The 25,338-nt window shown below is 72.8% G+C and carries 21 protein-coding genes; 12 read left to right on the top strand and 9 right to left on the bottom strand.

The window, feature by feature from the left end:
• Positions 1–311 precede the first annotated feature (311 nt).
• Entirely contained in the window at positions 312–1,877 is a 1,566-nt protein-coding gene (locus tag A8711_RS27195; RefSeq protein WP_069089769.1) for a polysaccharide lyase family 1 protein, read from the top strand.
• Between the two features lie 62 nt (positions 1,878–1,939).
• Here A8711_RS27195 and A8711_RS27190 read toward each other — a convergent pair whose 3' ends face one another.
• The 5 genes from A8711_RS27190 to A8711_RS27170 all read right to left on the bottom strand — a co-directional run bounded on the left by A8711_RS27190 (position 1,940) and on the right by A8711_RS27170 (position 8,482).
• Complete coding sequence (locus A8711_RS27190) at positions 1,940–3,670, bottom strand: cellulose binding domain-containing protein (protein ID WP_069089768.1); 1,731 nt, start codon at positions 3,668–3,670, stop codon at positions 1,940–1,942.
• A 27-nt stretch (positions 3,671–3,697) separates the two neighbouring features.
• Entirely contained in the window at positions 3,698–5,125 is a 1,428-nt protein-coding gene (locus A8711_RS27185) for a non-reducing end alpha-L-arabinofuranosidase family hydrolase (protein WP_069089767.1), read from the bottom strand.
• A 261-nt stretch (positions 5,126–5,386) separates the two neighbouring features.
• A complete protein-coding gene (locus A8711_RS27180) occupies positions 5,387–6,451 on the bottom strand; it encodes an SRPBCC domain-containing protein (protein ID WP_064446069.1) in 1,065 nt (354 codons plus the stop codon).
• 21 nt (positions 6,452–6,472) lie between these two features.
• Entirely contained in the window at positions 6,473–7,804 is a 1,332-nt protein-coding gene (locus A8711_RS27175) for a low temperature requirement protein A (protein ID WP_069089766.1), read from the bottom strand.
• A gap of 87 nt (positions 7,805–7,891) precedes the next feature.
• A complete protein-coding gene (locus A8711_RS27170; protein WP_069089765.1) occupies positions 7,892–8,482 on the bottom strand; it encodes a TetR/AcrR family transcriptional regulator in 591 nt (196 codons plus the stop codon).
• 121 nt (positions 8,483–8,603) lie between these two features.
• Here A8711_RS27170 and A8711_RS27165 point away from each other — a divergent pair, with 121 nt between their 5' ends.
• Positions 8,604–10,244, top strand: coding sequence for an MDR family MFS transporter (locus tag A8711_RS27165; protein WP_069089764.1), 1,641 nt, complete (start codon positions 8,604–8,606; stop codon positions 10,242–10,244).
• A gap of 74 nt (positions 10,245–10,318) precedes the next feature.
• Positions 10,319–11,167 carry a phosphatase PAP2 family protein gene (locus A8711_RS27160; RefSeq protein ID WP_069089763.1) on the top strand — a complete coding sequence of 283 codons (849 nt, stop codon included), beginning with the start codon at positions 10,319–10,321 and terminating at the stop codon, positions 11,165–11,167.
• 7 nt (positions 11,168–11,174) lie between these two features.
• Here A8711_RS27160 and A8711_RS27155 read toward each other — a convergent pair whose 3' ends face one another.
• Positions 11,175–13,232: a cellulose binding domain-containing protein gene (locus A8711_RS27155; RefSeq protein WP_069089762.1), complete on the bottom strand. Its 2,058-nt coding sequence runs from the start codon at positions 13,230–13,232 to the stop codon at positions 11,175–11,177.
• A 244-nt stretch (positions 13,233–13,476) separates the two neighbouring features.
• Here A8711_RS27155 and A8711_RS27150 point away from each other — a divergent pair, with 244 nt between their 5' ends.
• The 5 genes from A8711_RS27150 to A8711_RS27130 all read left to right on the top strand — a co-directional run bounded on the left by A8711_RS27150 (position 13,477) and on the right by A8711_RS27130 (position 18,332).
• Positions 13,477–14,226, top strand: coding sequence for a lytic polysaccharide monooxygenase (locus tag A8711_RS27150; RefSeq protein ID WP_043324278.1), 750 nt, complete (start codon positions 13,477–13,479; stop codon positions 14,224–14,226).
• A complete protein-coding gene (locus tag A8711_RS27145) occupies positions 14,211–14,831 on the top strand; it encodes a DUF305 domain-containing protein (RefSeq protein WP_069089761.1) in 621 nt (206 codons plus the stop codon). The genes A8711_RS27150 and A8711_RS27145 overlap by 16 nt, the downstream gene beginning before the upstream one ends.
• Before the next feature lie 312 nt (positions 14,832–15,143).
• Complete coding sequence (locus A8711_RS27140) at positions 15,144–16,733, top strand: DHA2 family efflux MFS transporter permease subunit (RefSeq protein ID WP_043324274.1); 1,590 nt, start codon at positions 15,144–15,146, stop codon at positions 16,731–16,733.
• Positions 16,734–16,974: 241 nt separating this feature from the next.
• Positions 16,975–17,199, top strand: coding sequence for a DUF3040 domain-containing protein (locus tag A8711_RS27135; protein ID WP_064446063.1), 225 nt, complete (start codon positions 16,975–16,977; stop codon positions 17,197–17,199).
• Between the two features lie 35 nt (positions 17,200–17,234).
• Positions 17,235–18,332 (top strand): PIN domain-containing protein, encoded by a 1,098-nt coding sequence (locus tag A8711_RS27130; protein ID WP_069089760.1) that lies wholly within the window; start codon positions 17,235–17,237, stop codon positions 18,330–18,332.
• A 181-nt stretch (positions 18,333–18,513) separates the two neighbouring features.
• Here the strand turns inward: A8711_RS27130 and A8711_RS27125 are convergent, their stop codons facing one another.
• Complete coding sequence (locus tag A8711_RS27125; RefSeq protein WP_255365709.1) at positions 18,514–19,755, bottom strand: hypothetical protein; 1,242 nt, start codon at positions 19,753–19,755, stop codon at positions 18,514–18,516.
• Between the two features lie 91 nt (positions 19,756–19,846).
• Here A8711_RS27125 and A8711_RS27120 point away from each other — a divergent pair, with 91 nt between their 5' ends.
• Complete coding sequence (locus tag A8711_RS27120) at positions 19,847–20,323, top strand: molybdenum cofactor biosysynthesis protein (RefSeq protein WP_043324270.1); 477 nt, start codon at positions 19,847–19,849, stop codon at positions 20,321–20,323.
• 153 nt (positions 20,324–20,476) lie between these two features.
• Positions 20,477–21,043: a sigma-70 family RNA polymerase sigma factor gene (locus A8711_RS27115; RefSeq protein WP_043324268.1), complete on the top strand. Its 567-nt coding sequence runs from the start codon at positions 20,477–20,479 to the stop codon at positions 21,041–21,043.
• A gap of 52 nt (positions 21,044–21,095) precedes the next feature.
• Here A8711_RS27115 and A8711_RS27110 read toward each other — a convergent pair whose 3' ends face one another.
• Together A8711_RS27110 and A8711_RS27105 are read right to left on the bottom strand one after the other, a co-directional pair.
• Positions 21,096–21,833, bottom strand: a complete 738-nt coding sequence (locus A8711_RS27110) for a zf-HC2 domain-containing protein (RefSeq protein ID WP_043324265.1) — start codon at positions 21,831–21,833, stop codon at positions 21,096–21,098.
• A 49-nt stretch (positions 21,834–21,882) separates the two neighbouring features.
• Entirely contained in the window at positions 21,883–23,709 is a 1,827-nt protein-coding gene (locus tag A8711_RS27105; RefSeq protein ID WP_199744102.1) for a glycoside hydrolase family 15 protein, read from the bottom strand.
• A 52-nt stretch (positions 23,710–23,761) separates the two neighbouring features.
• Here A8711_RS27105 and A8711_RS27100 point away from each other — a divergent pair, with 52 nt between their 5' ends.
• The gene (locus A8711_RS27100; protein WP_030502307.1) at positions 23,762–24,964 is read left to right on the top strand and encodes a D-arabinono-1,4-lactone oxidase; all 1,203 of its coding nucleotides are present in this window, start codon (positions 23,762–23,764) and stop codon (positions 24,962–24,964) included.
• Complete coding sequence (locus tag A8711_RS27095) at positions 24,961–25,338, top strand: sensory rhodopsin transducer (RefSeq protein WP_030502308.1); 378 nt, start codon at positions 24,961–24,963, stop codon at positions 25,336–25,338. The genes A8711_RS27100 and A8711_RS27095 overlap by 4 nt, the downstream gene beginning before the upstream one ends.

Genomic DNA, 25,338 nt, shown 5'->3' with positions numbered 1-25,338 from the left:
GAGTTAGACGGACGTCGATGCGAGGGTGAGGTGCAGGCAACCATCGATCTCGCCGCCCGTCAAGGTGGCGTCCCCGGCGTCCGGCCGCCCTGAGCAGTGCAAAAAACCTGCAAACGCTACCTCTTGCCCTGAGCGAAAGCGCTTTCATACGATCGCGTTACATCGATGTTTCGTTTGCGGCCCGGGCATCGCAGATGAACGACATCCGCCGGCGACGCGCCTGATCGCGTCGCGGCTCCGCACTATTCCCATTCGGTTGCTGCCGCGGCTCGGCGGCAATTCCCGCGTGCTCGAAAAAGGAATGAGGCGACATGAGAAGACCAGTCGCGCTGCGACTCCACGCGGCACTGGCCACGGCGGTCGTCGGTATCGCCGTCGCCGTGGCGCTGCCGTCCCCGCAGGCGTCGGCGGCGGCCGGCAGCGCCACCGGCTACGCCACCCAGAACGGCGGCACGACCGGCGGCGCGGGCGGGCAGACCGTACGCGCCACCACCGGCACCGCCATCCACGCCGCGCTCTGCGGCCGGGCCAGCAGCAGCACCCCGATCATCATCGAGGTGACCGGGACCATCAACCACGGCAACACCAGCAAGGTCTCCGGATCGAGCTGCAACACCGCCGACGGCGTGATCGAGCTGAAGCAGATCAGCAACGTCACCATCATCGGGGTGGGCAGCGGCGCCGTCTTCGACCAGCTCGGCATCCACATCCGCGACTCCCGCAACATCATCATCCGCAACGTGACGGTGCGCAACGTCAAGAAGTCCGGCTCGCCCACCTCCAACGGTGGTGACGCGATCGGCATGGAGAGCAGCGTCCGTAACGTCTGGGTCGACCACGTGACGCTGGAGGCGTCCGGCGGGGAGTCGGAGGGCTACGACGGCCTGTTCGACATGAAGGACGACACCCAGTACGTGACGCTGTCGTACAGCATCCTGCGCAACTCCGGCCGCGGTGGCCTGATCGGATCGAGTGAGAGCGACCGCGGCAACGGCTACATCACGTTCGAGCACAACCTGTACGAGAACATCGACTCCCGTACGCCGCTGCTGCGCGGCGGGATCGCCCACATGTTCAACAACCACTACAACGGGCTGCACGAGTCGGGCATCAACTCCCGGGCCGGCGCACGGGCCAAGGTGGACAACAACTACTTCCGCAACTCCAAGGACGTGCTCGGCACGTTCTACACCAGCGAGCGCGGTACCTGGCAGGTCGGCGGCAACATCTTCGACAACGTGACCTGGTCCTCGCCCGGGACCGACAACTACCCGGCGGGGCCGAACGTGACGTCGACGACCACCGTGAGCGTCCCGTACTCGTACCGGCTCGACGCGGCGAGCTGTGTGCCGGACATCGTGCGGCAGACGGCGGGCGCGAACACCGGCCTGCGGGTGTCCGACGGCAACTGCACGCCGCAGTCCCCGGCGCCGACGACGCCGGGGCCGACCACGCCCGCACCGACCACGCCGCCGCCCGGGACGACCACCCCGCCGCCGTCCGGCGGGACCAACCTGAGCCTCGTCTCCGGTGCCGGCGCGGACGGGTCCAGCAAGGCCGACGGCACCAGCTACGGCAACGTGCGCGACGGCAACCTGAGCACGTACTGGTCGCCGTCCGGGTCGACCGGCACGGTCTCGATCAAGTGGGGCTCGGCCACCACCGTGTCCCGCGTGGTCATCCGCGAGCCGTCCGGCACCTCGGGCTCGATCGGGTCGTGGCAGCTCGTCAACAACGACACCGGCGCGGTGCTGGCCTCCGGCAGCGGGGCCGGCCAGATCACCTTCGGTGCGACCTCGCTGAAGAAGATCAACTTCAAGATCAACAGCTCCAGCGGTACGCCGAGAGTCGGCGAGTTCGAGACGTACGCCAGCTAGCACGTCACACACGAGCGGGGGCGGCCGATCCGGCCGCCCCCGCCCTTGTTGCGTGTCCCCGGTCAGAGGGTGAGCACGACGGTGGAGATGCTCCGCGCGCCGACGTTCACGGTGACCTGGTTGCCGTTCACGCCGACCGGCTGGCTCGCCGCGCTCGCGTTCTGCGACGTGGCCACGTACTCCGCCCGGCTGACGTTCTGCGGCGCCTGGATGATCGCGTTGTTCACCGCGCTGGTGGACCGGTTGAGGATCACCAGCGTGACCTTCCCGTCGCCCTGATAGGCCGTCACCTCCAGCGGCGACGCCTTGGAGCTCTTGGTCAGGGCGACCCGCTGGTAGCCGGGACGCACGTACTTCGCGTACTGCGAGAACGCGTACCCGCGCTTGAGCGGCGCGCCCGCCACGGTGCCGTACGCGGACTCGCCGTCACCGATGAACGAGTAGTAGCGCTTGCCGTACCACCAGACGTACGCGCTCCAGTTCGACTCCATCGACTTGTGCACGGTGCGCATGATGTCGTCGAGCGTCTCGTTCCACGCGGCGGCGTTGGCCGGGTTGCCCCAGATGTTAGAGCCGCCGCCGTCGGCCTCGTGCAGGTTCCACTCGGTCATCCACACCGGCTTGTTGTACTGCTGCGCCAGCGTGTACGGCTTCAGCCGGCCGGACGCCTCGGTGCCGTAGAGGTGTCCGCCGATGTAGCCGATGTTGTTGCGGGCGGCCGCGTCGTTGAGCGTCGGGTCGGTGTAGCCGTAGTTCAGGTTCACCGCCTCGGCGACCATCAGCTTGGTGTTCTGCACCTTGGCGCCCTGCTCCCGCACGAAGGTCTGGAGTTCGGTGCCGCTCCAGTCCATCGAGTCGTAGTCAGGGTGCCAGTCCGGCTCGTTCTGCACGGACGTGACGTCGATCGTCACACCCTGGTTGCGCATGTACTGGACGTAGCTGTTGAGGTGGTTGGCGTAGTCGTCGTAGTAGTCGGTGCGCAGCTTGCCACCGTTGATCCGGCTGTTGTTCGTCTTCCAGGCCGCCGGGGCGGTCCACGGCGACGCCATGATCTTCACGTTCGACCCGTACGACTTCGCCGTGCGCAGCGCGCTGACCTGGGTGCCCCACTCGCCGGACACCGGCGAGATGCCGGTACGCACGATGGACAGGCCGAGCTGGTTGGGGCCGAGCCCGACGAGCGTCTGCGTCTCGGCCGTCGACCAGGCGCCGCCCCAGATCGACACGGCGGCGCCGAACCCGTCGATCGTCTGGTAGCGGCTGGCGGTGTTGACGGTGATGTCCGCCGCCCCGGTCGGCGGCGGGGTGCTGGGCGAGGTGGTCGGCGAACTCGTCGGTGACGTGGACGGCGAGGTGGACGGCGACGTGGGCGTCGTGCCGCCGGTGCAGGTCACCCCGTTGAGCGCGAAGCTCGTCGGCGCGGGGTTGCTGCTGGTCCAGGCCCCGTTGAACCCGAACGACGTGCTGCCGTTCGTGGGGATGGACCCGTTGTAGTCGACGTTGCGGGCGGTCACCGCCGCTCCGCTCTGGGTAACTGTGGCGTTCCACGCCTGGGTGACGGTCTGGCCGGCGGCGTAGGACCAGGTGAGCGTCCAGCCGTTGACCGGGTCACCGAGGTTGGTGACCGTCACGTTCGCGCCGAAGCCGCCCTGCCACTGCGACGACACGGCGTAGGTGACCGCGCATCCGGCGGCTGCCGCTCCGGCCGGCAGCGCCGCGGCCATCGCGGTGGACGCCAGCAGGACCGCGCCGGCCGACAACACCGCGGTACGGGTCGTTCTGTGCCTTCTCATGCGACCTTCCTTCCTGGACGGTCCGGCTCAGCGCTGGAGGGTGAGCAGTCCGGGGCGGTAGGGCAGGAGGCCGTAGTCGCCGCCGGAGTTGGGGGAGCGGCCCTGGTAGAGCAGTTGGAGGTTGCAGGGGTCGACGGTGAAGGTCTGGTCCGCGGTGGTGCGGATGAGTTCGCCGTGGCTGATGTCGTTGGTCCAGGTGGCGCCGCTGTTGGCCTTGCCGGCGAACGGGTTGGACTCGGTGGCCGCCTGCGGCGTCCACGATCCGTTCAGGCTGGTGGCGGTGAACGAGCGGAAGTAGCGGCCCTGCGAGCCGATGGCCTCGACGATCATCAGGTAGCGGGTCTGGCCCTGCAGCTTGTAGACCTGCACGGCTTCGAACAGGTTGTTCGTGCTGTCGGACATGATGGTGGTGTAGTTGGAGCCGAAGCTGCCGGGGAAGTTCCCGATCGGCATGCTGGAGCGGTAGATCTTGCCGTTGTCACCGGCGAAGAACAGGTACATGTTCTGGTCGTCGGCGATCAGCGTCTGGTCGATCGGGCCGGTGCCGGAGCCGGAGATGCTGCCGGTGAACAGCGGCTGCGCCGACGACCACCCGTTGGGGTTGGTGGGGTCGTTGGAGGTGCGGTAGGAGAACGCGGTCGGTCCCCACTGGTACGCCAGGACCCAGATGTTGCGCGGCGCGAAGTAGAACAACGTCGGCGCCACGGTCCCCGACGACATCGCGTTCTGGCTGGCCGACGCCATCTGCGACCAGTTCGAGAACAGACCGAAGTTCATCGACCCCCACCTCGTGCCGGTGTCGTGGGTGGTGGCGTAGACCAGGTGCTGCCCGTTGTAGGGCACCACCGTGAAGTCCTTCAACGACACCCAGCCCGACCGCGGCTGCGCCAACGCGCCGGTCGAGGACCACCGGTACGACGACGGGAGACTGCAGGTGTTGCCCGGCGGCGGCGTCGTGGGTGGCGCCGTGGTCGGCGGTGCCGTGGTGGGTGGCGCGGTGGTGGGTGAGCCGGTCGGGCCGCCGGTCGGCGTGGTGCCGCCGGTGCAGGTCACGCCGTTGAGCGCGAAGCTGGTCGGCACCGGGTTGCTGCTGGTCCAGGAGCCGTTGAAGCCGAACGACGTGTTGCCGTTCGTCGGGATCGACCCGTTGTAGTCGACGTTGCGCGCGGTGACCGCGGACCCGCTCTGGGTCAGGCTCGTGTTCCACGACTGGGTCACCGTCTGCCCGGCGCCGAACGACCACGTCAGCGTCCAGCTCGACACCGGGTCGCCGAGGTTCGTGATGGTGACGTTGGCGCCGAAGCCGCCCTGCCACTGCGACGAGATCGCGTAGTTCACGGAGCAGCCCGCGGCGGCGGCCCCGGCGGGCAGCTGCGCCACGGCGACCGACGCCGACGCGAGCAGCGCGGCGCCGGCCGACGCCAATATGGCATTGACTGACCTGGATCTGGACATGAATTGACCTCCTGCGGGGGCGGCGGCTCTGGCATTGGCGGTGGCGATTGTTTTGTGAGCGTTAACAGCCGCGTCAGGGATGTTACGGGAGCGCTCCCATGCGCTCAACAACTCATTTCCGCACCCACCGAATCAGCGCGGCCCCCACTCGCCCGCCCCGGACGCGACGATCATGAAGTTGACCGCGTCCAATGCGGACAAGTCCGCGGCCTAACTTCATGATCAACGGGGTAAAAGGGGAGGGGGAGAAGGGTGGGGGCGTCAGGCGGGGGTGCAGGGGGTGTTGTCGGCGGTGCACGCGACGGGGGCGTCGTGCTGGGGGTCCGGGTCGCGTACGTCGAAGCGGATGGTGGCGGACTCGCCGCCCGGCAACGCGCCCCCGGTGAAGGTGACCACGGTGCCGTCCTGGGTGGCCTCGGCTCCGCTGACACTGCCCACAGTGGCGCCCTCGTGCAGCGTCACGGTGACCGTCCAGCCCGGACGCGGTGACGGGCCGGGATTGCGCAGCACCACCTCGCCCCGGTAGCCGAAGATCCGGTCGTTCACCGTCTCGTAGGTGGCGCTCAGCGGCGTCGCCGCCACGGTCGAGGGCGTCGCGCTCGGCGTACGGCTGGGGGTGGGTGACGGCGTCGGCGAGGGCGACTCGCTGCGGCGGCTGGCGCTGGGCGTGGGCCGCGCGGTCGTGGGGCGCGCGGAGGGCGTCGCGGTGGACGGCATGACGAGTGACGTCGTGGGGGCCGGCGCGGCCGGGGCGGGCGGCTCGTCGCCGGTGGTCCATACCGTTGCTCCGGCTGCCGCGGCCAGCAGCGTGACCGCGCCCGCCGCGAGCAGCGCCCGGCGCCGTCCGGGCCGGCGGGGTTCGTCGCCGAGCAGCCGGACCACAGGCAGTTCGGCGGTCAGCCCGCCCTCGGCCCGGCGCAGGTCCACGTTCTGGAACGCCAGCCAGTCCAGAATGGCCGGCAGCCGTCCGGTGACCGCCTGCTCGTGCTGCTCGGCGCGGGCGTCGGCGTCCCAGTCGCCCTCTTCGAGCACCTCGCGTACGGACAGCCGGGTGCCGTGTGCGGTGGGGGCCAGGTCGCAGGCCAGGCGGGTGGCCCGGTCGGCCTCCCGGCAGCGGACGACCAGCCGGTGCGGCGCGCGCAGCTCGACGGTCTCGACCTCGGTGTCGGTGTCGTAGCCGGGCAGCGCGGCGGTGGCGAGGATCCACCGGTCGGACCCGGGCGCGCTGTCGGTGAACCACTTGGCCAGCAGCGCGCGTTCCGTCAACGCCCGCCAGGTCCGGGCGGGCGGGTGGAACAGGTCGACCTCGGTGACGATCTCGATCACGCGGAGACTCTAGGGCCTGTGTCAAGGTTGGTGCGGGGCGCTGTCGCCGCCGTCGTGCCAGCGGGCCCGCCAGGCGGCCTCGCTCTCCTCGGCGCTCGACTTCTCCTCGTGCATGAGCCGGCGCAACGCGATCCGGGAATCGGCGAAGATCACCAGCTCGGCCGCCACGAGCGCCACGCAGATCGCGGTGAGCAGACCCAGCGCGCCGAGCGCCGGCAGGTGCCGCCCGACCGGCAGCGCCACGGCGAGCAGGACCACGGCGCCGACCCGGGTCCAGGACAGCGTCCGCAGCGCGCGCCACTGGAACGCCATGTTCGCGGCGAAGTAGACGAGCACGCCACCGAAGAGCAGCGGCACCGCCGGGCCGTGGCCGCGCTCCATCGGGCCGCCGGCCGGGTCGGTGACGATGCGGACCAGTTCCTCGGCGCCGATCGCGAACAGGATCACCCCGGCGATCATGGGCAGGTAGAGGTAGGCGTACGCGTCGCGGGCAAGCGCCACCCGCGCGTGACCCTGGGTGGCGTGCAGCGCGATCCGGGCGGCCGGGCCGATCATGTCGAAGTGCGCCCACCAGAGCGCGGCGGTGAACAGGATGCCGAAGATCGCCGCCGGGATCGCCGGCCAGGTCACCGGCTGGCCGAGCAGGTTGCCGCCCACGCCGACCGAGATGACCGACTCGCCGAGCGCGATGATCAGGATCAGGTCGTACCGCTCGGTCCAGTGCTCGGCCGAGGTGATCTTCCAGCCGTCGGTGCCGGCCAGCAGACCACTGCTGTACTGGATGGCCACCACGGCGATCCACAGTCCGTCGCGCAGCCACGGGCCGACCTCCGGGGACACTCGCGGCGGCAGCAGCGCCGCCACCAGCAGCAGGGTGGCGGTGACCAGCGCCTCGGGCAGGAACAGCCGCAGCTTGTGCCGGGCCGGCGGGTCGTCGCGCGTGGCGTACCAGTACAGCGCGGTGTGCACGGCCCGGATCACCACATAGCTGATCGTGACCAGGATCGGCCCGGCGCTGCCCTGTTGCAGGTCGCCGAACGTCTGCGGCAACGCGAGCGCGAACGTGAACAGCGCGATCATGCCGACCACCATGAGGATCGGCACGAAGCCCTCGCCGAGGCGCAGCCGGGCGGCCACCGCGCTGTGCACCACCCAGCACCACCACAGCACGGCGAGCACCAGCAGCGCGTGCAGCAGTTCCCCGGGGGTCACGTTGGCGGCGGTGGCCCGCGTGATGATGAAGAAGGACACCACGAAGACGAGGTCGAAGAAGATCTCGAACCGGTCGACCCGGGTGGCGGGGGCGACGCCGGTCGCCGGCCCGAGCCCCTTGCGCCACCGGTCGCCACCCACCGGGCGAGTCTGTCAGCCCAGGTCAGGCAGGGTGCCGCTTTCGCCGGCCATTCCACCGGTCCGACCGGGCGGCGGGCGGGGGAGTGCTCAGCCGGCAGCCGGGGCGGCTAGGGCGAGCACGTCGCGCAGCACGTCGCGCAACGGGCGCCCGGGGCGCTCCAGCCACTCGTGGGCGGCGATCCGCAGGGACGCGAGGAACGTCGCGGCGATGATCCGGGCCCGCAACGCCGCGTCCGGTCCGGTCACCCGGCGGGCCAGCTCCGCGGCCATCTCGCGCTCCAGCGCCGCGTACGCGGCGACCTGGTGGGCGGCCAGGCTCGGGTGACCGTGCAGTCGCCGGCGCCGGTTGAGCCAGGGCTCGGCCGGGTCGTCGTAACCGTCCTCGGCCTGGGCCAGGGCGGCCCGGGTCAGCGCGGCCCACGGTGGCAGCTGCGGCGGTTGTTGCGCGACCAGCGCGAGGAGCCGGCGCAGCCGCAGCGTGTCGCCGTGGAAGAGGGCCTCCTCCTTGCCGCTGAAGTAGTTGGAGAACGTGCGCCGGGAGACGTTCGCGGCGTCGGCGATCGCCTCGACGGTGATCCGGTCGGGGCCGTGCTCGACGGCGAGCGACAGCGCCGCCTCGTGCAGCGCCTGCCGCGTGGCCGCCTTCTTCCGCTCGCGCAGCCCGGTGCACTCCTCCATGCGACAAGCCTAGGTGACCCATTTCTCAATGGGCAAAGTTGCCCGACGGGCAAGGTTTAGTGTTGATTGCTTGAGGCAACGAAGCGGCCAACCCGCATCGACACATCTGGAGGACGCGCGCATGAGCGCACCCACCGTGACGGCTGAGGCCGCCCCGATGAGCAAGCGGAAGACGCTGGAGGCGCTCAGCGGTCTGTTGCTCGTGCTCTTCGTGGCCATGCTGAGCAGCACCGTGGTCTCGACGGCCCTGCCGAAGATCATCGGAGCGCTCAACGGCTCGCAGACGCAGTACACCTGGGTGGTCACCGCCACCCTGCTCACCGCCACCGCGACCACCCCGATCTGGGGCAAGCTGGCCGACCTGTTCAACAAGAAGCTGCTGATCCAGATCGCCATCGTGGTGTTCCTGGTCGGGTCGATCGCGGCCGGCTTCGCGCAGAGCGCCGGGCAGCTCATCGCCGCCCGCGCGTTCCAGGGCATCGGCGTCGGCGGTCTCCAGGCGCTGGTCCAGGTCGCCATCGCGGCCATGATCCCGCCGCGTGAGCGGGGCCGCTACAACGGCTACCTGGGCGGCGTCATGGCGCTGGCCACCGTCGGCGGCCCGCTGCTGGGCGGCCTGATCGTGGACACCTCCTGGCTCGGCTGGCGCTGGTGCTTCTTCGTCGGCGTACCGGTCGCGGTGGTCGCGCTGTTCCTGCTCCAGGTCACCCTGAACCTGCCCACCGTGCGCCGGAAGAACGTCAAGATCGACTATCTGGGCGCCACGCTCATCGCCGCCGGCGTCAGCGTGCTGCTGATCTGGATCTCGTTCGTCGACGACTCGTTCGCCTGGGCCTCCTGGCAGACCGGGGCCATGGTCGGCGGCGCGGTGCTGCTGCTCGCGCTCGCGGTCTGGGTGGAGGCGCGAGCCGCCGAGCCGGTGGTGCCGCTGCACATCGTCCGGGAGCGCACCACCGCCCTGGCGATCCTGGGCAGCCTCGCGGTCGGCATGGCGATGTTCGGCGGCGCGGTCTTCCTCGGCCAGTACTTCCAGATCGGCCGCGGCTACAGCCCGACCGAGGCCGGTCTGCTGACCATCCCGATGATGGTCGGCGTGTTGATCTCCTCGATCGTGGCCGGCCGGATGATCACGGCCACCGGGAAGATCAAGCCGTACATCGTGTTCGGCGCGGTCGTGCTGGTCGTCGGGTTCGCCATGCTCGGCACCATCGACCACGAGACCTCGCTGGTCTTCGTCGGCCTCGCCATGTTCATCGTCGGCGTCGGCGTCGGCATGACCATGCAGAACCTGGTGCTCGCGGTGCAGAACACCGTCGCGCTCAAGGACATCGGCGCGGCCAGCGCCAGCGTCGCGTTCTTCCGCTCGCTCGGCGGCACCATCGGCGTGTCGGTACTCGGCGCGGTGCTGGCCCGCCGGGTCACCGACCGGATCACTCACGACCTCGCCGCGGCCGGCATCCCCGCCTCCGGCGGAGGCGGCGGCAGCACGCTCAACCTCGACGCGCTGCCCGAGCCGGTCCGGCAGATCGTGCGGGCCGCGTACGGGGACGCAACGGGGCACATCTTCCTGATCTCGGCCGCCATCGCGGTGGTGGGTATCGTGGCGGCGCTGCTGCTGCGCCCGGTCACCCTGCGTTCCAGCCTCGACCTGCCGGACACCGGCCGGTCGGTGGCGGTGGGAGCGGACGCCGTCGACGGCGCGCCCGCCTTCGACGAGGTGAGCGTGGACTCGGCCGGGCGGGAGGAACGCGCCCGCCGCTGAGCCCGTACCCCCAGGGCCGTCGCCGACCCCGGCGGCGGCCCTGATCCGTGCCATTAGGCACCGAAGGAGGAGTCGTGGACATCACGCGGGCCGCGCCGCCGCGCCTGGCCGCATGGCGGCGGGCCGCGCGTGAGCTGGCGCTCGTCGCCGTGCTCTTCCTCGCCTACAAGGCGGGCCGGCAGGTGGTGGCCGACCACGCCGAGGTGGCGCTCGCCAACGGCGAGTGGATCTGGCGGCTGGAGCGACTGCTGCGCCTGCCCGCCGAGGCGGCGGTGCAGGGGCCGCTGCTGTCGCACGAGATCCTGATGCGGCTGGCGAACAGCTACTACGCCTTCGTCCACTTCCCGGCCACCGTGCTCTGCCTGGTCTGGCTCTGGCTGCGCCGCCCGGCCCACTACCTGCGGCTGCGGCGCGCCCTGGCGGCGCTGACCGCGGTGGCGCTGGTGCTGCACGTGTGCGTCCCGCTCGCGCCGCCCCGGCTGACCGAGCTCACCGGTCTGGTCGACACCGGCACCCGGTTCGGCCCGAGCGTCTACGGACCGCCCGACACCGACCAGCTCAGCAACCAGTACGCGGCCATGCCGTCGCTGCACGTGGGCTGGGCGCTGGCGATCGCGCTGGCGCTGATGGCGGTCACCACCGGACGCCTCCGCTGGCTCTGGCTGCTCCACCCCCTGGCGACAGCGCTCGTGGTGGTGGTCACCGGCAACCACTACTGGCTCGACGGCCTCGTCTCGGTCGCGCTGCTCGTGGCGATCCTGGCCGTGCTGCCCCGGCCCGCGCCGGACCGGCCCGCGCTCGTCGAGGCAGCCGGACCGGTGCGCCCGCACGTGGTGCCGGCGCCGCGCCGCGCCGGCCACCACCGGAACCCGCGGGTCCCGGCGGCGGCCGACGCGCGGCTGCGCCCTCCCGGGCGGGACTGAGGGCCGGTCAGCGCAGCGTGCAGACCGTCCCGTTGAGGCGGAACGCGCCCGGCGGCACGTTCGGCCCGCTGTACGCGCCGACGAACCCGACGGTCGTGCTCCCGCCGTCGGCGGCGAGCCGCCGGTTGTCGGCGGTGGGCGTCACCCGGACGTTGCGGCCCTGCTGGTCCCAGGTGGCGCTCCACCCGCTGCTCACCTGCTGCCAGGCCGTCGGCCAGGTCCAGGTCAGCGTCCAGCCGTCGACGGCCTTCGCGCCGGTGTTGATCACCTCGACGTTCGCCACGTACCCGTTGCCCCAGTCGTTGTCGTCGTTGAACCGCACCGCGCAGGAGCTCTCGGCGGGGCTGCCGGTGGCGAACGTCAGCGGCGGGGACGACCAGGAGACCCGCCCGGCCGTGTCCCGGGCGAGCACGTTGACCGTGTAGCGGGCGCCCGGTTCGAGGTTGCCCACCGTCAGCGACGTGCCGGCGGTCTCGCCGAGCTGCTCGCTCACCGCGCCGTACTGCCGGTGCACCTCGTACTTGGCGATCGGGGACGCGCCCGGCGTGGCCGCCGGCCAGGAGATGGTCGCCGCACGGTCGGTCACCGCGCCCGCCGTCGGCCGGCCCGGGGCGCCGGGCCGCCCGGCCGAGCTGCCGGCCGGTCGCAGCACGAGCGTGGTCAGCGAGTACGGCGGCAGCGTGCGCACGGTGGCGCTGCCCGAGCGGCCGGTGCTGATCCCGGTCGCGCCGTTGGCGAGCGTGTGCACTGTCGGGGCCTCGTCGGCCGGGGTGAAACCGGCGTAGTCGAGTGCCACCGGGTGGGCGTTGTCCGGGTCCTTGTTGAGCAGCAGGACCGCGACGCTGCCGTCCGGCCGCCGGACCGCGTGCGCGGCGACCAGCGGCTCGTCGGTCCCGGCGCGGACGAGCTGGTCACCGGGCCGGGCGAACAGGTTCATCATGGACAGCGCGTGGTACGGCGCGAACGGGGTGTTGAACGCCGGCTGGCACACCTCACCGTCGCTGGTGCAGTTGCCGCTGGACAGCATCCCGAAGTCGCCGTAGTCGGTCTGCCCGGCCACCTCGGAGACGGTGCCGATGCCGTTGTGCACGTTCCACCACTGCACCGTGAAGACGCCCTGCTCCAGCAGGCCGCTGTAGGCGTCGGCCAGGAACAGCGCGCCGGGCGCGGTGGTGCGGCCGGCGTCCACGTTCAGCTCGGTGAAGCTGATCCCGATCCGGTCCGCGCCGGGGCCGGCGTACCTGGCGATCTGCTGGCGCAGCAGCCAGGCCGCGTCGGGCAGGTGGTTGGTCCGGGCCAGCGAGTCGGCGGCGTTGCCGCCCGGGTACCAGTGCACGTCCACGAAGTCGATCTTCGGGCCGGCGAGGGAGAGCACGGTCTGGTTCCACGGGCCCGGGTCGGAGCCGGCGGTGATCCCGTCCGGCCAGTTGCCGGGCATGGTGAGCACCGCGCCGACCTTGATGCTCGGGTCGACCGCCTTCATCGCGTCGGCGTACTCGACCACCAGCCGCGCGTACTGGGCGGCGCTCTTGTCCGGGTGGTCGTCGGCCTCCCAGGCCGAGCCGTAGTGGCCGTTGCCGTAGTTCTCGTTCCCGACGGTCCACCACTTGGCGCCGTAGCCCTTTGTGACGTTGGCGTACCGGACCCAGGCGGCGGCCTCGGCGGGCGTGCCGGTGCCGTAGTTCGCGATGATCATCGGCTGGGCGCCGACGCGGCGGGCGCCGGCCATGAACGTGTCGAAGTCGGTGTTCGGCGCGACGTAGCCGCCGGGCGCGGTGTGCGTCTCCCAGTGGTAGATGTCGGCGTACGAGCCGCCGGGGTAGCGCAGCATCTTCACACCCGCGGCCTTGAGCAGGTCGGACGTCTCGGCGCTGCCGAGCTGCGAGTCCCAGATGGCGTGGTTGACGCCGAGCGCGGTCTCCGGGACCGTGGCCAGCCCGGCGCGGGTGTTCACGGTGACGGTGACCGGGTCGGTGGGGTCGGCGGCGGCGACCGGTCCGCCGACGGTGCTGAGCGCGGTGGCGAGCAGGAGCAGGCTGGCCGCGAACGCGGTGGTTCTCCTCATGCGGGGGTGTCCTCCGGGGAGTGGGACGACGAGGCGATGCCCGGTCTGCGTCGTCCTCCCGGACGCCTGGCGGCGGCGGGATGCCCAGGAACGACGATCGGCTCCGCGCGGCGAGCCATCGACGAGGATCATACGCCCGGCGCCGGGCAGTGCAGGGCTTAATTTATAGACAGGAGTCTTTACTGTAAACAATGTTTAATTTATGTTCGGGGCACCTTCCGTTCCCCCCGAAGGAGTTGCCACCATGCGTCGAAGAATCACCCTCCCGCTGCTCACCGCAGGCGCCGTGACCGGCACGCTGGCGCTCGCCGCGCCCGCGCAGGCCCACGGCTACGTCTCCTCACCGCCCAGCCGCCAGGCGCTGTGCGCGCAGAACCGGGTGCCCGACTGCGGCCAGATCAAGTACGAGCCGCAGAGCGTCGAGGGCCCCAAGGGCCTGCGCAGCTGCCACGCCGGCATCGCCCAGTTCGCGGTCCTCAACGACGACAGCCGCAACTGGCCGGCCACCTCGGTCGGCAGCACCGTCACGTTCACCTGGGTCAACACCGCCCGCCACGCCACCGCCAACTGGGAGTACTGGATCGGTGGCACCCGGGTCGCCGTGGTCGACGGCGGTGGCCGTCAGCCCGGCGCGACCGTGTCGCACACGGTCAACCTCGGCGGCTTCTCCGGCCGGCAGAAACTGCTCGCCATCTGGAACATCTCCGACACCGCCAACGCCTTCTACTCCTGCGTCGACCTGCAGATCGGCGGCGGTGGCGGCAACCCGACCCCGTCGCCCACGCCGACGGCGGCGCCGACCACCCCCGCGCCCTCGCCCACGCCCACCCGGACCAGCACGCCGGCGCCGGGCGGCACGTGGACGGCCGGACGGGCGTACCAGGTAGGTGACACGGTCACCTACGACGGCCGCAGCTACCGCTGCCGCCAGGCGCACACCGCCATCGCCGGCTGGGAGCCGCCGAACGTGCCGGCGCTGTGGCAGCAGATCTGAGCCCGCGTACCCGCGCGGCGGAGCCGGCCGGTCCCCGGCTCCGCCGCGCGTCCGCGGCCCTGCTCGGCGTGGTGCTGACCCTGGCCGGTTGCGGCGGCCCGCCCGCGGCCGATCCGTCCCCGCCGGTCCCGTCCGCCACGGCCTCGGCCCCGGACACCACGGTCAGCGGGATCGACGCGCTGTTCCTGGCCATGATGGTGGCCCACACCGAGCAGACGCTGGAGATCGTGCGGCTCGGTCTCGACCGCGCCACCGATACGCGGATCCGCACGCTGATCGCCGCCGTGCGGGCCACCGAGACCGACGAACTGGCCACCATGCGCGAATGGCTGCGCGACGCCGGGCCGTCGGCCGCCGCCGCGGCCGCCCGGCACGACCACTCCGGGCACAGCGACGCCGCCGCCGGACTGGCCCGGCTGCGCGCCGCCGCGCCCGCCGACGCCGACCGCGTGCTGGTCGACGTGCTGAGCCGGCACCAGCGCACCGCGGCCGACCTGGCCCGCGCCCAGGTCGCCGCCGGCACCAGCGACCGGGTACGCGAGCTGGCCCGCCGGATCGAGCGCTCCCGGACCGCGGAGATCGAACTGATGGGCCGGATGGGCTGAAACGGCGCGCCCGCACGCCCCGGAGCTGCCCGGACGCGCCATGACCTTCGTCACGTCGACGTCGCGCCCACTGGCCCGCCGAGGTTCACGAATCGGCGCGCAACCGCCCTTTTCCGTGAGCCGCCGGCCCGCCGTACGGCCGTGCGCAGGCCCGGGACGCCTCGTCCGTCGGCATAATCCGCCCCGGTCTGTCGCCGGTCGTGGTTAGGCTTCCCGCCGGACGTCGCCCCGCCGCGCGTTCCGCCCGCGCCCGGACGGTGCGTGGCGACCCCCACCGCCTTCGGCAGCCGAACCGGATCCAGGAGACCGTTAGTGACCCAGCAACCCGTCGCGACGTCGACAAAGCTCGACGCCGCGGTGCTCAAGGTGGCCGGCGTCGTCGTGCTCGGCGCGATCATGTCGATCCTCGACGTGACAGTCGTCAGCGTGGCGCTCCCGACGTTCCAGAGCGAGTTCGACGCCTCGTACGCGCGCGTCGCGTGGACCATGACGGGCTACACGCTCGCGCTGGCCACGGTGATCCCGCTCAGCGGCTGGGCCGCCGACCGGTTCGGCACGAAACGCCTCTACATGGTGGCGCTGGCGCTGTTCACCATCGGCTCCGGGCTCTGCGCCACCGCCGACTCGATCGGCGAGCTGATCGCCTGGCGTGTGGTCCAGGGCCTCGGCGGCGGCATGCTCATGCCGCTCGGCATGACGATCATGACCCGGGCCGCCGGCCCGCACCGCATCGGCCGCCTGATGGCAGTGCTCGGCATCCCGATGCTGCTCGGCCCGATCACCGGCCCGATCCTCGGCGGCTGGCTGATCGACGTCGCCAGCTGGCACTGGATCTTCCTGATCAACCTGCCGATCGGCGTGGTGGCGCTGATCTACGCCCAGCTCGCGCTGCCGAAGGACAACGCCGAGCCGTCCCAGGCGTTCGACTTCCTCGGCATGCTGATGCTGTCGCCGGGTCTGGCCCTGTTCCTGTACGGCATCTCCACGCTGCCCGAGACCGGCACGATCGCCGACACCAAGGTCTGGCTGCCGATGCTGGCCGGCGGCGCGCTCGTGGTCGCCTTCGTGGCCTACTCGTTCCGGCCCCGCCATCCGTTGCTCGACCTGCGGCTGTTCCGCAACCGCAACCTCACCATCGCCTCGATCACCATGTTCGTGTTCATCATCGCGTTCATGGGCGCGGGCCTGCTGTTCCCGAGCTACTTCCTGCAGGTGCGGGGTGAGACGACGCTCGCCGCGGGCCTGCTGATCGCGCCGCAGGGCATCGGCGCCATGCTGACCATGCCGATCGCGGGCACGCTCGCCGACCGGGTGCCGGTCGGCCGGACGGTGCCCTTCGCGCTGGTGCTCATCGCGGCCGGGTTCTTCACCTTCACGCAGCTCGGCACCGACACCTCGTACTGGCTGCTCTGCGGCTCGTTGTTCGTGATGGGCCTCGGCATGGGCGGCACGATGATGCCGATCATGACCTCGGCGCTGAAGACGCTCAGCGCCGCCGAGGTGGCGCGCGGCTCCACGCTGGTCAACATCCTCCAGCAGATCGGCGGATCGATCGGCGCCGCGATCATGTCGGTCATCCTCACCAGCGAGCTGAACGGCTCGCGGCCCATCCCCGGCGTGACTGACCCGGGCACCGGCGCCCCGCTGACCGAATCCCAGCTCGCCATCGCCGCACAGCAGCGGCCCGAGCTGATCCAGCAGTTCCCGGTGCCGCCGTCGCTCATCGAGCGGGGGCTCGACTACGCCGCGGGCGCCTTCTCGACCACGTTCTGGGTCGCGTTCGGGCTGGTGCTGCTCACCTTCGTCCCGGCCGCCTTCCTGCCGCGCCGGCGTGAGCCGTCGCACCTGCTCGACGGCGAGACGGGCGAGGACAAGCAGCCGATGGCGCTGCCGATCCACTGACCGCCGTGACCGGGGCCGGACGCCTGAGCGTCCGGCCCCGCGCCACATCGGTGCGGTGCCGCCCGCCGTGCCGGGTGGGCGCGTTGTCGGCCACCCGCCGGTGTCCTCGCGCTGTCGGCCCGCCCGGCCGTGTCGGCGTGGCTTTCGCCGCCGGGACCGTGCCGGCGGGGCCAACCCGCCACCGGGGCCGTGACGAGCGCCTACGATCGGCACAGGGGGCCGGCGGGGAGAGGCGGGCAGCGTGAGCGCAGACGACGCGCAGCGGTCGGCGCGACGGCGTAACCGCATGCTGCTGGCGGGCCTGCTCGCCGTCGTCGGGCTCATCCTGCTGCTGCTCGGGCTCACCGTCGCCAGCGGCACCGTGGCCGGCGTCGAGGTGGTGCTGGCGCTGCTGCTCCTGGTCAGCAGCTACGCGATCCAGCGGCTGGCCCGCCGCGAGACCGTCTACCGCGACGAGCGGCGCTGACCGGCGCGGCGGTCCGGCCGGGCTAGGCTGCCAGTGTGGATCACGAAGACCGGATCGCGCTGTTCCTCGACTACGAGAACCTGGCCCTGGGCGTACGCGACCACCACGGTGGTGGTGCGTTCGACTTCCGGCCGATCGCCGACGCGCTCGCCGAGCGGGGGCGGGTGGTGGTGCGCCGGGCGTACGCGGACTGGTCGTACTTCGACGAGGACCGGCGGATGCTCACCCGGTCGCACGTCGAGCTGATCGAGATCCCGCAGCGGATGGGCGCCTCCCGCAAGAACGCCGCGGACATCAAGATGGCGGTGGACGCGGTCGAGCTGGCGTTCGAGCGCGGCTACATCTCCACGTTCGTGATCTGCACGGGCGACAGCGACTTCACCCCGCTGGTCCACAAGCTGCGCGAACTCAACAAGCGGGTGATCGGTGTGGGGGTGGAGAAGTCCACCTCGGCGTTGCTGCCGCCGGCCTGCGACGAGTTCCTCTACTACGACCGCCTCGAAGGCGTCGACGTGCCGCCGCCGTCCGCCCGCCGGTCGCGTCCGGCCCGGACGGCGCCGCCCGGGCCGGTGGCGGAACCGGTGGCGGAACCGGTGGCGGAGGTCGCGCCGGAAGCCGCTGCGGCCGAGGAGGGGCGGGCCCGGGACGTCGACACGCTCGCCGTCCAGCTCGTGCAGACGGTGGCCGGCATGCAGGGCAGCTCCAGCGGTGACGTGACCGCGTCCGCGCTCAAGCGCGCGCTGCTGCGTAAGGACCCGACGTTCAGCGAGTCCGACTACGGCTTCCGTACCTTCGGCGAGCTGCTGCGCCACCTCGCCGCGCGCAACGTGGTGGAGCTGGCGGCGGGGCCGGCGAAGGGCGACCCGGAGGTGTCGCTTCCGGAACAGGGCGACCGCGACGTCGCGTTCGGGCTGCTGCGATCAGTGGTGGTGGACCTGGCCGGCGAGGGCGGCGCGGTCGCGCTGTCCGGGCTGAAGGACCAGCTCCGGCGGGCCCGGCCCGACTTCAGCGAGAAGAAGCTCGGATATCGCAGCTTCCTGCAGTTCTGCAAGGCGGCCGCGACGGGCGGCGCGGTGGAGCTGCGCTGGAGCCCAGAAGACGGCGACTACCTCCTGACCCCCCACACCCCCTGACCCCCCACCCCACCCGCCCCTCGCCCTTCGTTCCCGCGATCTTGCACTTGCGGCCCGCCTAAAGCGGGATTAATCCGGCATCTGCGGGGCGCGAAGTGCAAGATCGACGGCGAGGGTGAGGCGGGGTGACCGCGAGGGCGGGACGGCGGGGAAGTGGGAGAGCGGCGAGCGTGGGGCGGGGTCAGGGGAGGGTTGCGTCTTGCTGGGCTGTTGCGCCGGAACCGACGGCCAGGCCGAGGTGCAGGCCCACCAGGTCCAGGACGCTCGGCTCGGCGGATGCGGCGGACGGGCTCGGCTCGGTTGTCGGATCGGGCTCGCCGGTCGGAACCGGATCAGCCGTCGGGCTCACGCTCGGCGCCGGCGTCGCCGGACCGGCGGCGGGTGGGCCGGACGATTCGACGATCACGGGCGTACGGCCGCTCACGTGCGTCGACGGGGATCCGGCGGCAGGTGGCGCGGTGGTGGGGACCCGATCACCCGAACCGGCGGCCGGAGGTCGCGGCGCGGGCCGGGGCGGCCGGGACGCGGGGGGAGACGACGGGTTGACCGGGGTCGCCACGGGCGGCACTGACGAAACGGCCGGTGGGGGTGCGGTCGCCGGGTGGGTCGCGGTTCGGGCTGCCGGGTCGGTCTGCCCGGCGGTCGCGGTCCAGGTGCCGGCGGAGGTGACGCCCAGCAGTACGGCCATCGCTGCGACGCCCGCCGCGGCCAGCCGCTGGGGGAGCGCCCGTTCGGCGGGGGCGTCCCACGGCCCGAGTGGCCGGGGTGGGCGGGGCCGGGCGGCCCGGTGGGCGGACCACAGCGCCTCGACGTCCTCCACCACCACGGTGCGCGTACCGGTGGCGTCGGCGTGGGCCAGGGTGAGGTAGAACCGGGCGTTCGCCGCGCCCGGCGCCGGTACGCGCAGACCCGCCGGTGCGCCGCCGTCCGTGCCGTGCAGCAGGGTGACCGGACGGCCGGGGTGGTGCCCGAGTCCGCGCAGAGTCGGCAGGGGCCACTCCCGGCCGACGCCGGGCCCGGTGAAGGCGACCCGCCGGTCGGTCACCACGGCGGCGCCGCTGGCGATCACGCGCAGCCCGGCCGGTAGCGGGCCCTCGGCCGGGTCGAGACATCCGGCGAGCGTGCCGTCCGGCACCGGCAGTCCGGGTAGGTGCCGGGCCGTGGCCTCGACGAGGTCGACGGTGGGCAGGATGCGGTAGACGACCTCACCGTCGTCCAGCGGCACCGGTAGCGGGGTGCCGGCCAGGACGCACCCGTGGAAGCCGGCCGCCTCGATCCGCAGCCGGTCGAGGTGCTCCGCGCGCCGCCGCCAGGCCCGCGCCGCCGTCTCGTACGCCTGGCGCCGGCGCTCGTTCTCGCGCCGCGCCCAGGCCAGCCGCCGCCGGGGATGAGCCCCGATCGCGTCGGGTCGCCTCGCCGTCACACCTGGTACAACGCCCTGCGTAAGCCGCGGATACGTGAGCGCGGCTATCGTCCGTTTTGTTGGTGGTATGCCCGCGATTACACTTCGGGGCATGCCGCGGATCGTCCAGTTGCTGGCCTCGCCCGTGCACCGGTACGTGGGCCGCCCCGCGGACGGGCCCGCCCCCGCACCGCCCGGTGAACTGGTCGAGCGGGTGGAGGTGCGCGCCGGGCTCGGCATCGTCGGGGACCGCTACTTCGGCCGCCCGGCGCACCGGCAGGCGAGCGTCACGCTGATCGCGCGGGAGTCGCTGCCGCCCGGGGCGGACCTCACCCAGTTGCGGCGCAACGTGCTGACCGACGGCATCCCGGTGGACGAGCTGGTCGGCCGGGTGCTCACGCTCGACTCCGGCGACGGTCCGGTCCGCCTGCGGGTGCACCGGGCCGCGCCGCCGTGCGCCTGGCTCGACGTGGTGGTCGCGCCCGGCACCTGGAAGGCGATGCGTCGCCGGGGCGGTGTGCGCTGCGCGCCGCTCACCGACGGCGTCCTGCGGGTCGGGCCGGTCACCGTCTCCGTCGACGACGACTGACCCGGTTCGGGAACTTTTCCCGCCCGCCGGCCGACCAACCGGAGGTCGCCGACAGTCAGGCCCGGTGGCAGGAGGGACGCCAGGGATGAACCGAGCGGGCAGCGGATCCGTACCGTCGGGCATGACGATGTCGGGCCGGCGGGCCGGCCGAGGATGAGCCCGGACGCCGACGACGAGCAGGTGACCGGGTGGGCCCGGAGCGCCGCCCGTGGTGACCGGCTGGCCGCTGCCGCGTTCGTCCGTGCCCTCCAGGCGCCGGTGTGGCGGTTCCTCGCCCACCTGGCCGGGCCGGCCGAGGCCGACGACCTGGCCCAGGAGACGTTCCTGCGCGCGCTGCGCAGCCTGCCCGGCTTCGCGGGCCGGTCGTCGGCGCGTACCTGGGTCTTCACCATCGCCCGCCGGGTCGCGGTGGACCACGTCCGGGCGGCGACCGCGCGGCCCCGCACGGCCGCGCTGGCGGACTGGCAGGCCGCCGCCGAGGCGGCCGGGGCGGTGACCCGCGGCGGGGACGACGGGGTGGTGTTGCGCGGGCTCATCGCGGCGCTCGCCCCGGACCGCCGGGAGGCGTTCGTGGCCACCCAGGTGCTGGGCCTGTCCTACGCCGAGGCCGCCGAGGTGTGCGGCTGCCCGGTCGGCACGATCCGGTCCCGGGTCGCCCGCGCCCGGGAGGACCTGGCCGCCGCCTGGTCCGGCGACGTCCGTGACCGCCGGGCCCGCTGACACCCGCGAGCCCCGGCCGTCCGGCGGTTCAGGCCCCGCGCGGCACCGCGCGTCAGGCCGCGCGCCGGTTGCGGGCCTGTGCGGGGTACGGGCCCGGCTGCACCAGCCGCAGCGGCGCCGGCGCGGCCGGTTCCTCGGTGCGCAGCGCCCACCGCGATCCGCTCGACCGGCCCCGCCCGGGCGGCGTGTCGCCGGGGCGCCAGCCCGGCCGGGACAGCACCAGCATCACGGCCCAGCCGACCAGCAGGAAGCCGTGGCTGACCAGCCGGGTCATCGCGACCTGACCGGTGATCAGGTCGTTCACCGACAGCAGCACCAGCGTGGCGACGAACGCGCTGAGCATCGGCAGCAGGCCGGACGGCGTGGTCCGGCGTGCCGCCACGTAGAGGAACCCGGCGCCGACTGCTACGTTCCACGCCGCCGACTCGTGCCACAGGTGCTGGCCGGAGGTGTGGGCGTGCGCGACGACCGCCTCCCGGCCGATCTGGGCCAGCCCGAGCACGAGCTGCACCGCGCCGAGCAACCCGAGCGCCCCGCGTAGTCCGAGCGCGATCCGCTGGCGGCGGCTCGGCCGGGGCGGCGGCGCGGCGGCGAGCACCGCGTCGACCAGGTCGGGTACGCGCGGGGCGAGCTGCGTACGGGCCCGCCGGGTGACCGCCGCGGCCGAGTCGAACCAGCCCCGGCAGCCGGCGCAGCCGGTCAGGTGCGCCTCGGCCGCCTCGATCTCCGAGCGGGACGCCTCACCGTCCAGCTGTGCCGACAGGATTTCCCGCCACTGCTCACACGCCATACAGGGATAGTCGTCGGGAGGGGCGCGCTGGTTCCCGGCGGGGTGCCGGTCACGCCGCCGCGGCCGCTGACCGTTCCGCCCACGCGTGCAGCGCGTCCCGGTCGCCCGCCGAGTCCAGGTTCAGCGCAGCCTCGATCAGTGCCAGATGGGTGAACGCTTGCGGGAAGTTGCCCAGCGCCGTGCCGTCGGGCGCGCGTTCCTCCGGATGCAGGCCGAGCGGCCCGGCCCGGCCGGCCAGCCGGTCGAAGATGTCCCGCGCCTCGCCGTGCCGGCCGGCCAGTACCAGCGCCGAGACCAGCTCGAAGGAGCAGAGCAGGAACGCCCCCTCGGTGCCGGGCAGCCCGTCGTCGGCCCGGTAGCGCCGGATCAGGTCGGGCGCGACGGCGAGGTCGGCGCGGATCCGTTCGACGGTGGCGACCACCCGGGCGTCGTCGCCGGGCAGGAACCCGACGAGCGGCATCCGCAGCAGCGAGGCGTCCGGCTCGGTCCCGCCGTACGCCATGACGAAACTGCCGGCGCGCTCGTCGTACCCGCGGTCGAGCACCTCGGCGTGCAGCGCGTCACGTTCCCGGCGCCACCGGTCCACCGGCGCGGCGCCGTCGCCGAGCAGCCCGGCGAGGCGGATGCCCCGGTCCAGGCAGACCCAGGTCATCACCTTCGAGTAGACGTAGTGCCGGCACGGGCCGCGGATCTCCCACACCCCGTGGTCCGGTTCCCGCCAGCGCTCCGCCATGGTCTCGACGTGCCGCCGCAGCAGCGCCCACTGCGGGCCGGTCAGCTCGCCGGTGAGCAGCTGGTAGGCAAGCGCCGCGTCGAGGATGTGCCCGTACGTGTCGAACTGGATCTGGTTCGCCGCCTCGTTGCCGACCCGCACCGGCGCCGAGCCGGCGTAGCCGGACAGGTGCGGCAGCTCACGCTCCTCGGTGGCGTGGCCGTGGATGCCGACGAGCGGCGCGAGCGGATGCTGCCGCGCGCAGATGCCGAGCAGGAACCGCAGATAGCGGCGGCCCTCCTCGGCGTGGCCCAGGCGGAACAGCGCGAGCAGCAGCAGCGCCGCGTCCCGGTGCCAGGTGAAGCGGTAGTCCCAGTTGCGGACCCCGCCGATCTCCTCGGGCAGCGATGTGGTCGGGGCGGCCAGCAGCGCGCCGGTCTCGTCGTAGGACAGGCCGCGCAGCACCAGGGCGCTGTGCCGGACCGCGCCGGCCGCGAAGCCCGTGTAGTCGCCGCGCGCCGACCACGCCCGCCAGCTGTCGGCGGTCCGCTCGGTCAGCTCCTCGGCGTCGGCGAGGGCGGGCACCGGGTCGGCGTACCCGAGAAGCAGCGTGGCGTCCTGCCCGGCGCGCAGCTCCGCCTCGGCGACGAGCGTGCCGCCCTCGACGGTGACCGGCAGGTCGGTGCGCAGCCGCAGCGGCGTGCCGTCGGCGTGCCAGCCGGTACCGTCGCGCCGCCAGCGCACCGGGCGTGCCCCGTACCCGGGGCGGGGCGTCAGCTCGGCGCGGACCCGCAGCACACCGTCGGTGACCCGCAGCCGGCGCACCAGCACCCGCTCGGCGTGGATCGGCCGGTCGGCGGCGCCGGGCCGGACCGCGAGCAGGTCCTCGCCGGCCGCCGCGCCGGACGGGGCGGCCCAGTCGTTCTCCAGCACCAGCGTGTCCGGCCGGTAGCGGCGCCGCGGCGCCGGGCAGCCGGCGACGGTGAGCGTGAACCGGCCGCCGGTGTCCCGGTCGAGCAGCCGGGCCGCGACCGCGTCGCCCGCCGCGTCCGGTACGCAGAACCACTCGACCGCCCCGTCCGGTGCGACGAGCGCCGTGGTGTGCGTGTCGGACAGGAACGCGTACGCGTCGATCGGCGGGAACGACAGCGGCGGCTCGGACACGGCGGTGACTACCCGGCGCGGGCACGGGTAAGCGGGCCGGGGAGGGGCCGCTGTGACACGCGAGTTCGTGAACTGGTCCGGCAGTCTCCGCTTTACACCGGCGGACCGGGCCGAGCCGGCCGACGAGGCCGAGGTGTGCGACCTGGTGCGCCGTGCCCGGGCCACGCGCGCGACCGTCCGGCCGGTCGGCTCGGGGCACTCGTCCAGCCCGCTGGTGCGTACCGACGGGATCCTGCTGAGCCTGGACCGGATGGCCGGGGTGATCTCCGACGACGGGCGGGTCGCGACCGCGTGGGCCGGCACGAAGCTGCGGGCGCTGGGCGAAGGGCTCTACGACGCCGGGCTGGCCATGGACAACCTGGGCGACGTCGACTACCAGTCGATCGCTGGGGCGACCGCCACCGGCACCCACGGCACCGGCATCGGATTTGGGAACCTGAGCACCCAGGTCACCGGCGTGCGCCTGGTCACCGGCACCGGCGACGTGCTGGACGTCGACGCGCGGCGCAACCCGGAGCTGCTGCCGGCGGTGCGCCTCTCCCTCGGCGCGCTCGGCGTGGTCACCCAGGTCACGCTCGACGTGCAGCCGACCTACCAACTGCACCGCCGCTCCTGGTGCGCGCACCTGGACTGGACCCTGGACCACCTCGCCGTGCTGCAGCACACCAACCGCAACATGGACTTCTACTGGTACCCGCGCAGCGACCAGACGCAGATCCGGGTGATCAACCGCACCGACACGGACGCCGCGCCGGACCGGGCACAGCCCCGGCTGCCGGACGGCGAGCCGCGGCAGAGCCAGGTCGGGCCCACCCACCGCACCATTCCCCGGCACCGGGAGCTGCGCTTCGAGGAGATCGAGTACATGCTGCCGTCGGAGGCGTTCCCGGCCTGCTTCGCCGAGGTGCGCCGCCGGGTGCGCGACCGGCACCGCCGGGTGGCCGCCTGGCGGGTCCTGGTCCGCACCATCGCCGCCGACGACATCTGGCTCAGCAACGCCTACGGCCGCCCCACCACCACGATCGCCTGCCTGCAGAACACCTCGCTGCCGTACGACGAGTACTTCCGGGACATGGAGGCGGTGTTCCGGCACTACGGCGGACGCCCGCACTGGGGCAAGAAGCACTGGCTCGGCGCGCGGGAGCTGCGTCCCCTCTATCCCCGCTGGGACGACTTCCAGGCGGTGCGCCGCCGGCTCGACCCGGACGGGGTGTTCCTCACCCCGGACCTGGCCCGGCTGCTGGAGGAGTCGTGAGCGCGCCGGTCGGCGCCCGGGTCTGGGTGGTGCCGGGCGGGCACGTGCCGTTCCCCGCGCACGGCCCGGAACCGGCGTTCACCGCCTTCGACCAGCTCTGCGTGCTCAACGCCGCCGACGAGGACGCCGAGCTGGAGCTGGACTTCTACTACCAGGACGTCGAACCGGTCGGACCGTACCGGCTACTGGTCGGCGCCCGCCGGATCCGGCACGTACGGGTGAACGACCTGATCGACCCGGAGGCGGTGCGACTGGACCGCCCGTACGGCTGCGTGCTGCGTTCCCCGGTCCCGGTGGTGGTGCAGTTCCTGCGCCAGGACACCCGGCTGCCCGGCGTGGTGGCGCTGACCGGCACGATGGCGTACCCCGGGTGA

Origin of the sequence: Micromonospora sp. II (assembly GCF_001709195.1) — a bacterium.
GTDB classification, from domain to species: domain Bacteria; phylum Actinomycetota; class Actinomycetes; order Mycobacteriales; family Micromonosporaceae; genus Micromonospora; species Micromonospora chalcea.
The sequence above is the reverse complement of the archived record's forward strand: the minus strand, read 5'-3'. Positions and strand labels throughout refer to the sequence as shown.

Bases quoted from the DNA above. Each gene is read 5' to 3' on its own strand.
- A8711_RS27195 (WP_069089769.1), top strand. From the start codon at position 312: ATGAGAAGACCAGTCGCGCTGCGACTCCACGCGGCACTGGCCACGGCG.
- A8711_RS27190 (WP_069089768.1), bottom strand. From the start codon at position 3,670: ATGAGAAGGCACAGAACGACCCGTACCGCGGTGTTGTCGGCCGGCGCG.
- A8711_RS27185 (WP_069089767.1), bottom strand. From the start codon at position 5,125: ATGTCCAGATCCAGGTCAGTCAATGCCATATTGGCGTCGGCCGGCGCC.
- A8711_RS27170 (WP_069089765.1), bottom strand. From the start codon at position 8,482: ATGGAGGAGTGCACCGGGCTGCGCGAGCGGAAGAAGGCGGCCACGCGG.
- A8711_RS27165 (WP_069089764.1), top strand. From the start codon at position 8,604: ATGAGCGCACCCACCGTGACGGCTGAGGCCGCCCCGATGAGCAAGCGG.
- A8711_RS27155 (WP_069089762.1), bottom strand. From the start codon at position 13,232: ATGAGGAGAACCACCGCGTTCGCGGCCAGCCTGCTCCTGCTCGCCACC.
- A8711_RS27150 (WP_043324278.1), top strand. From the start codon at position 13,477: ATGCGTCGAAGAATCACCCTCCCGCTGCTCACCGCAGGCGCCGTGACC.
- A8711_RS27120 (WP_043324270.1), top strand. From the start codon at position 19,847: ATGCCGCGGATCGTCCAGTTGCTGGCCTCGCCCGTGCACCGGTACGTG.
- A8711_RS27115 (WP_043324268.1), top strand. From the start codon at position 20,477: ATGAGCCCGGACGCCGACGACGAGCAGGTGACCGGGTGGGCCCGGAGC.
- A8711_RS27110 (WP_043324265.1), bottom strand. From the start codon at position 21,833: ATGGCGTGTGAGCAGTGGCGGGAAATCCTGTCGGCACAGCTGGACGGT.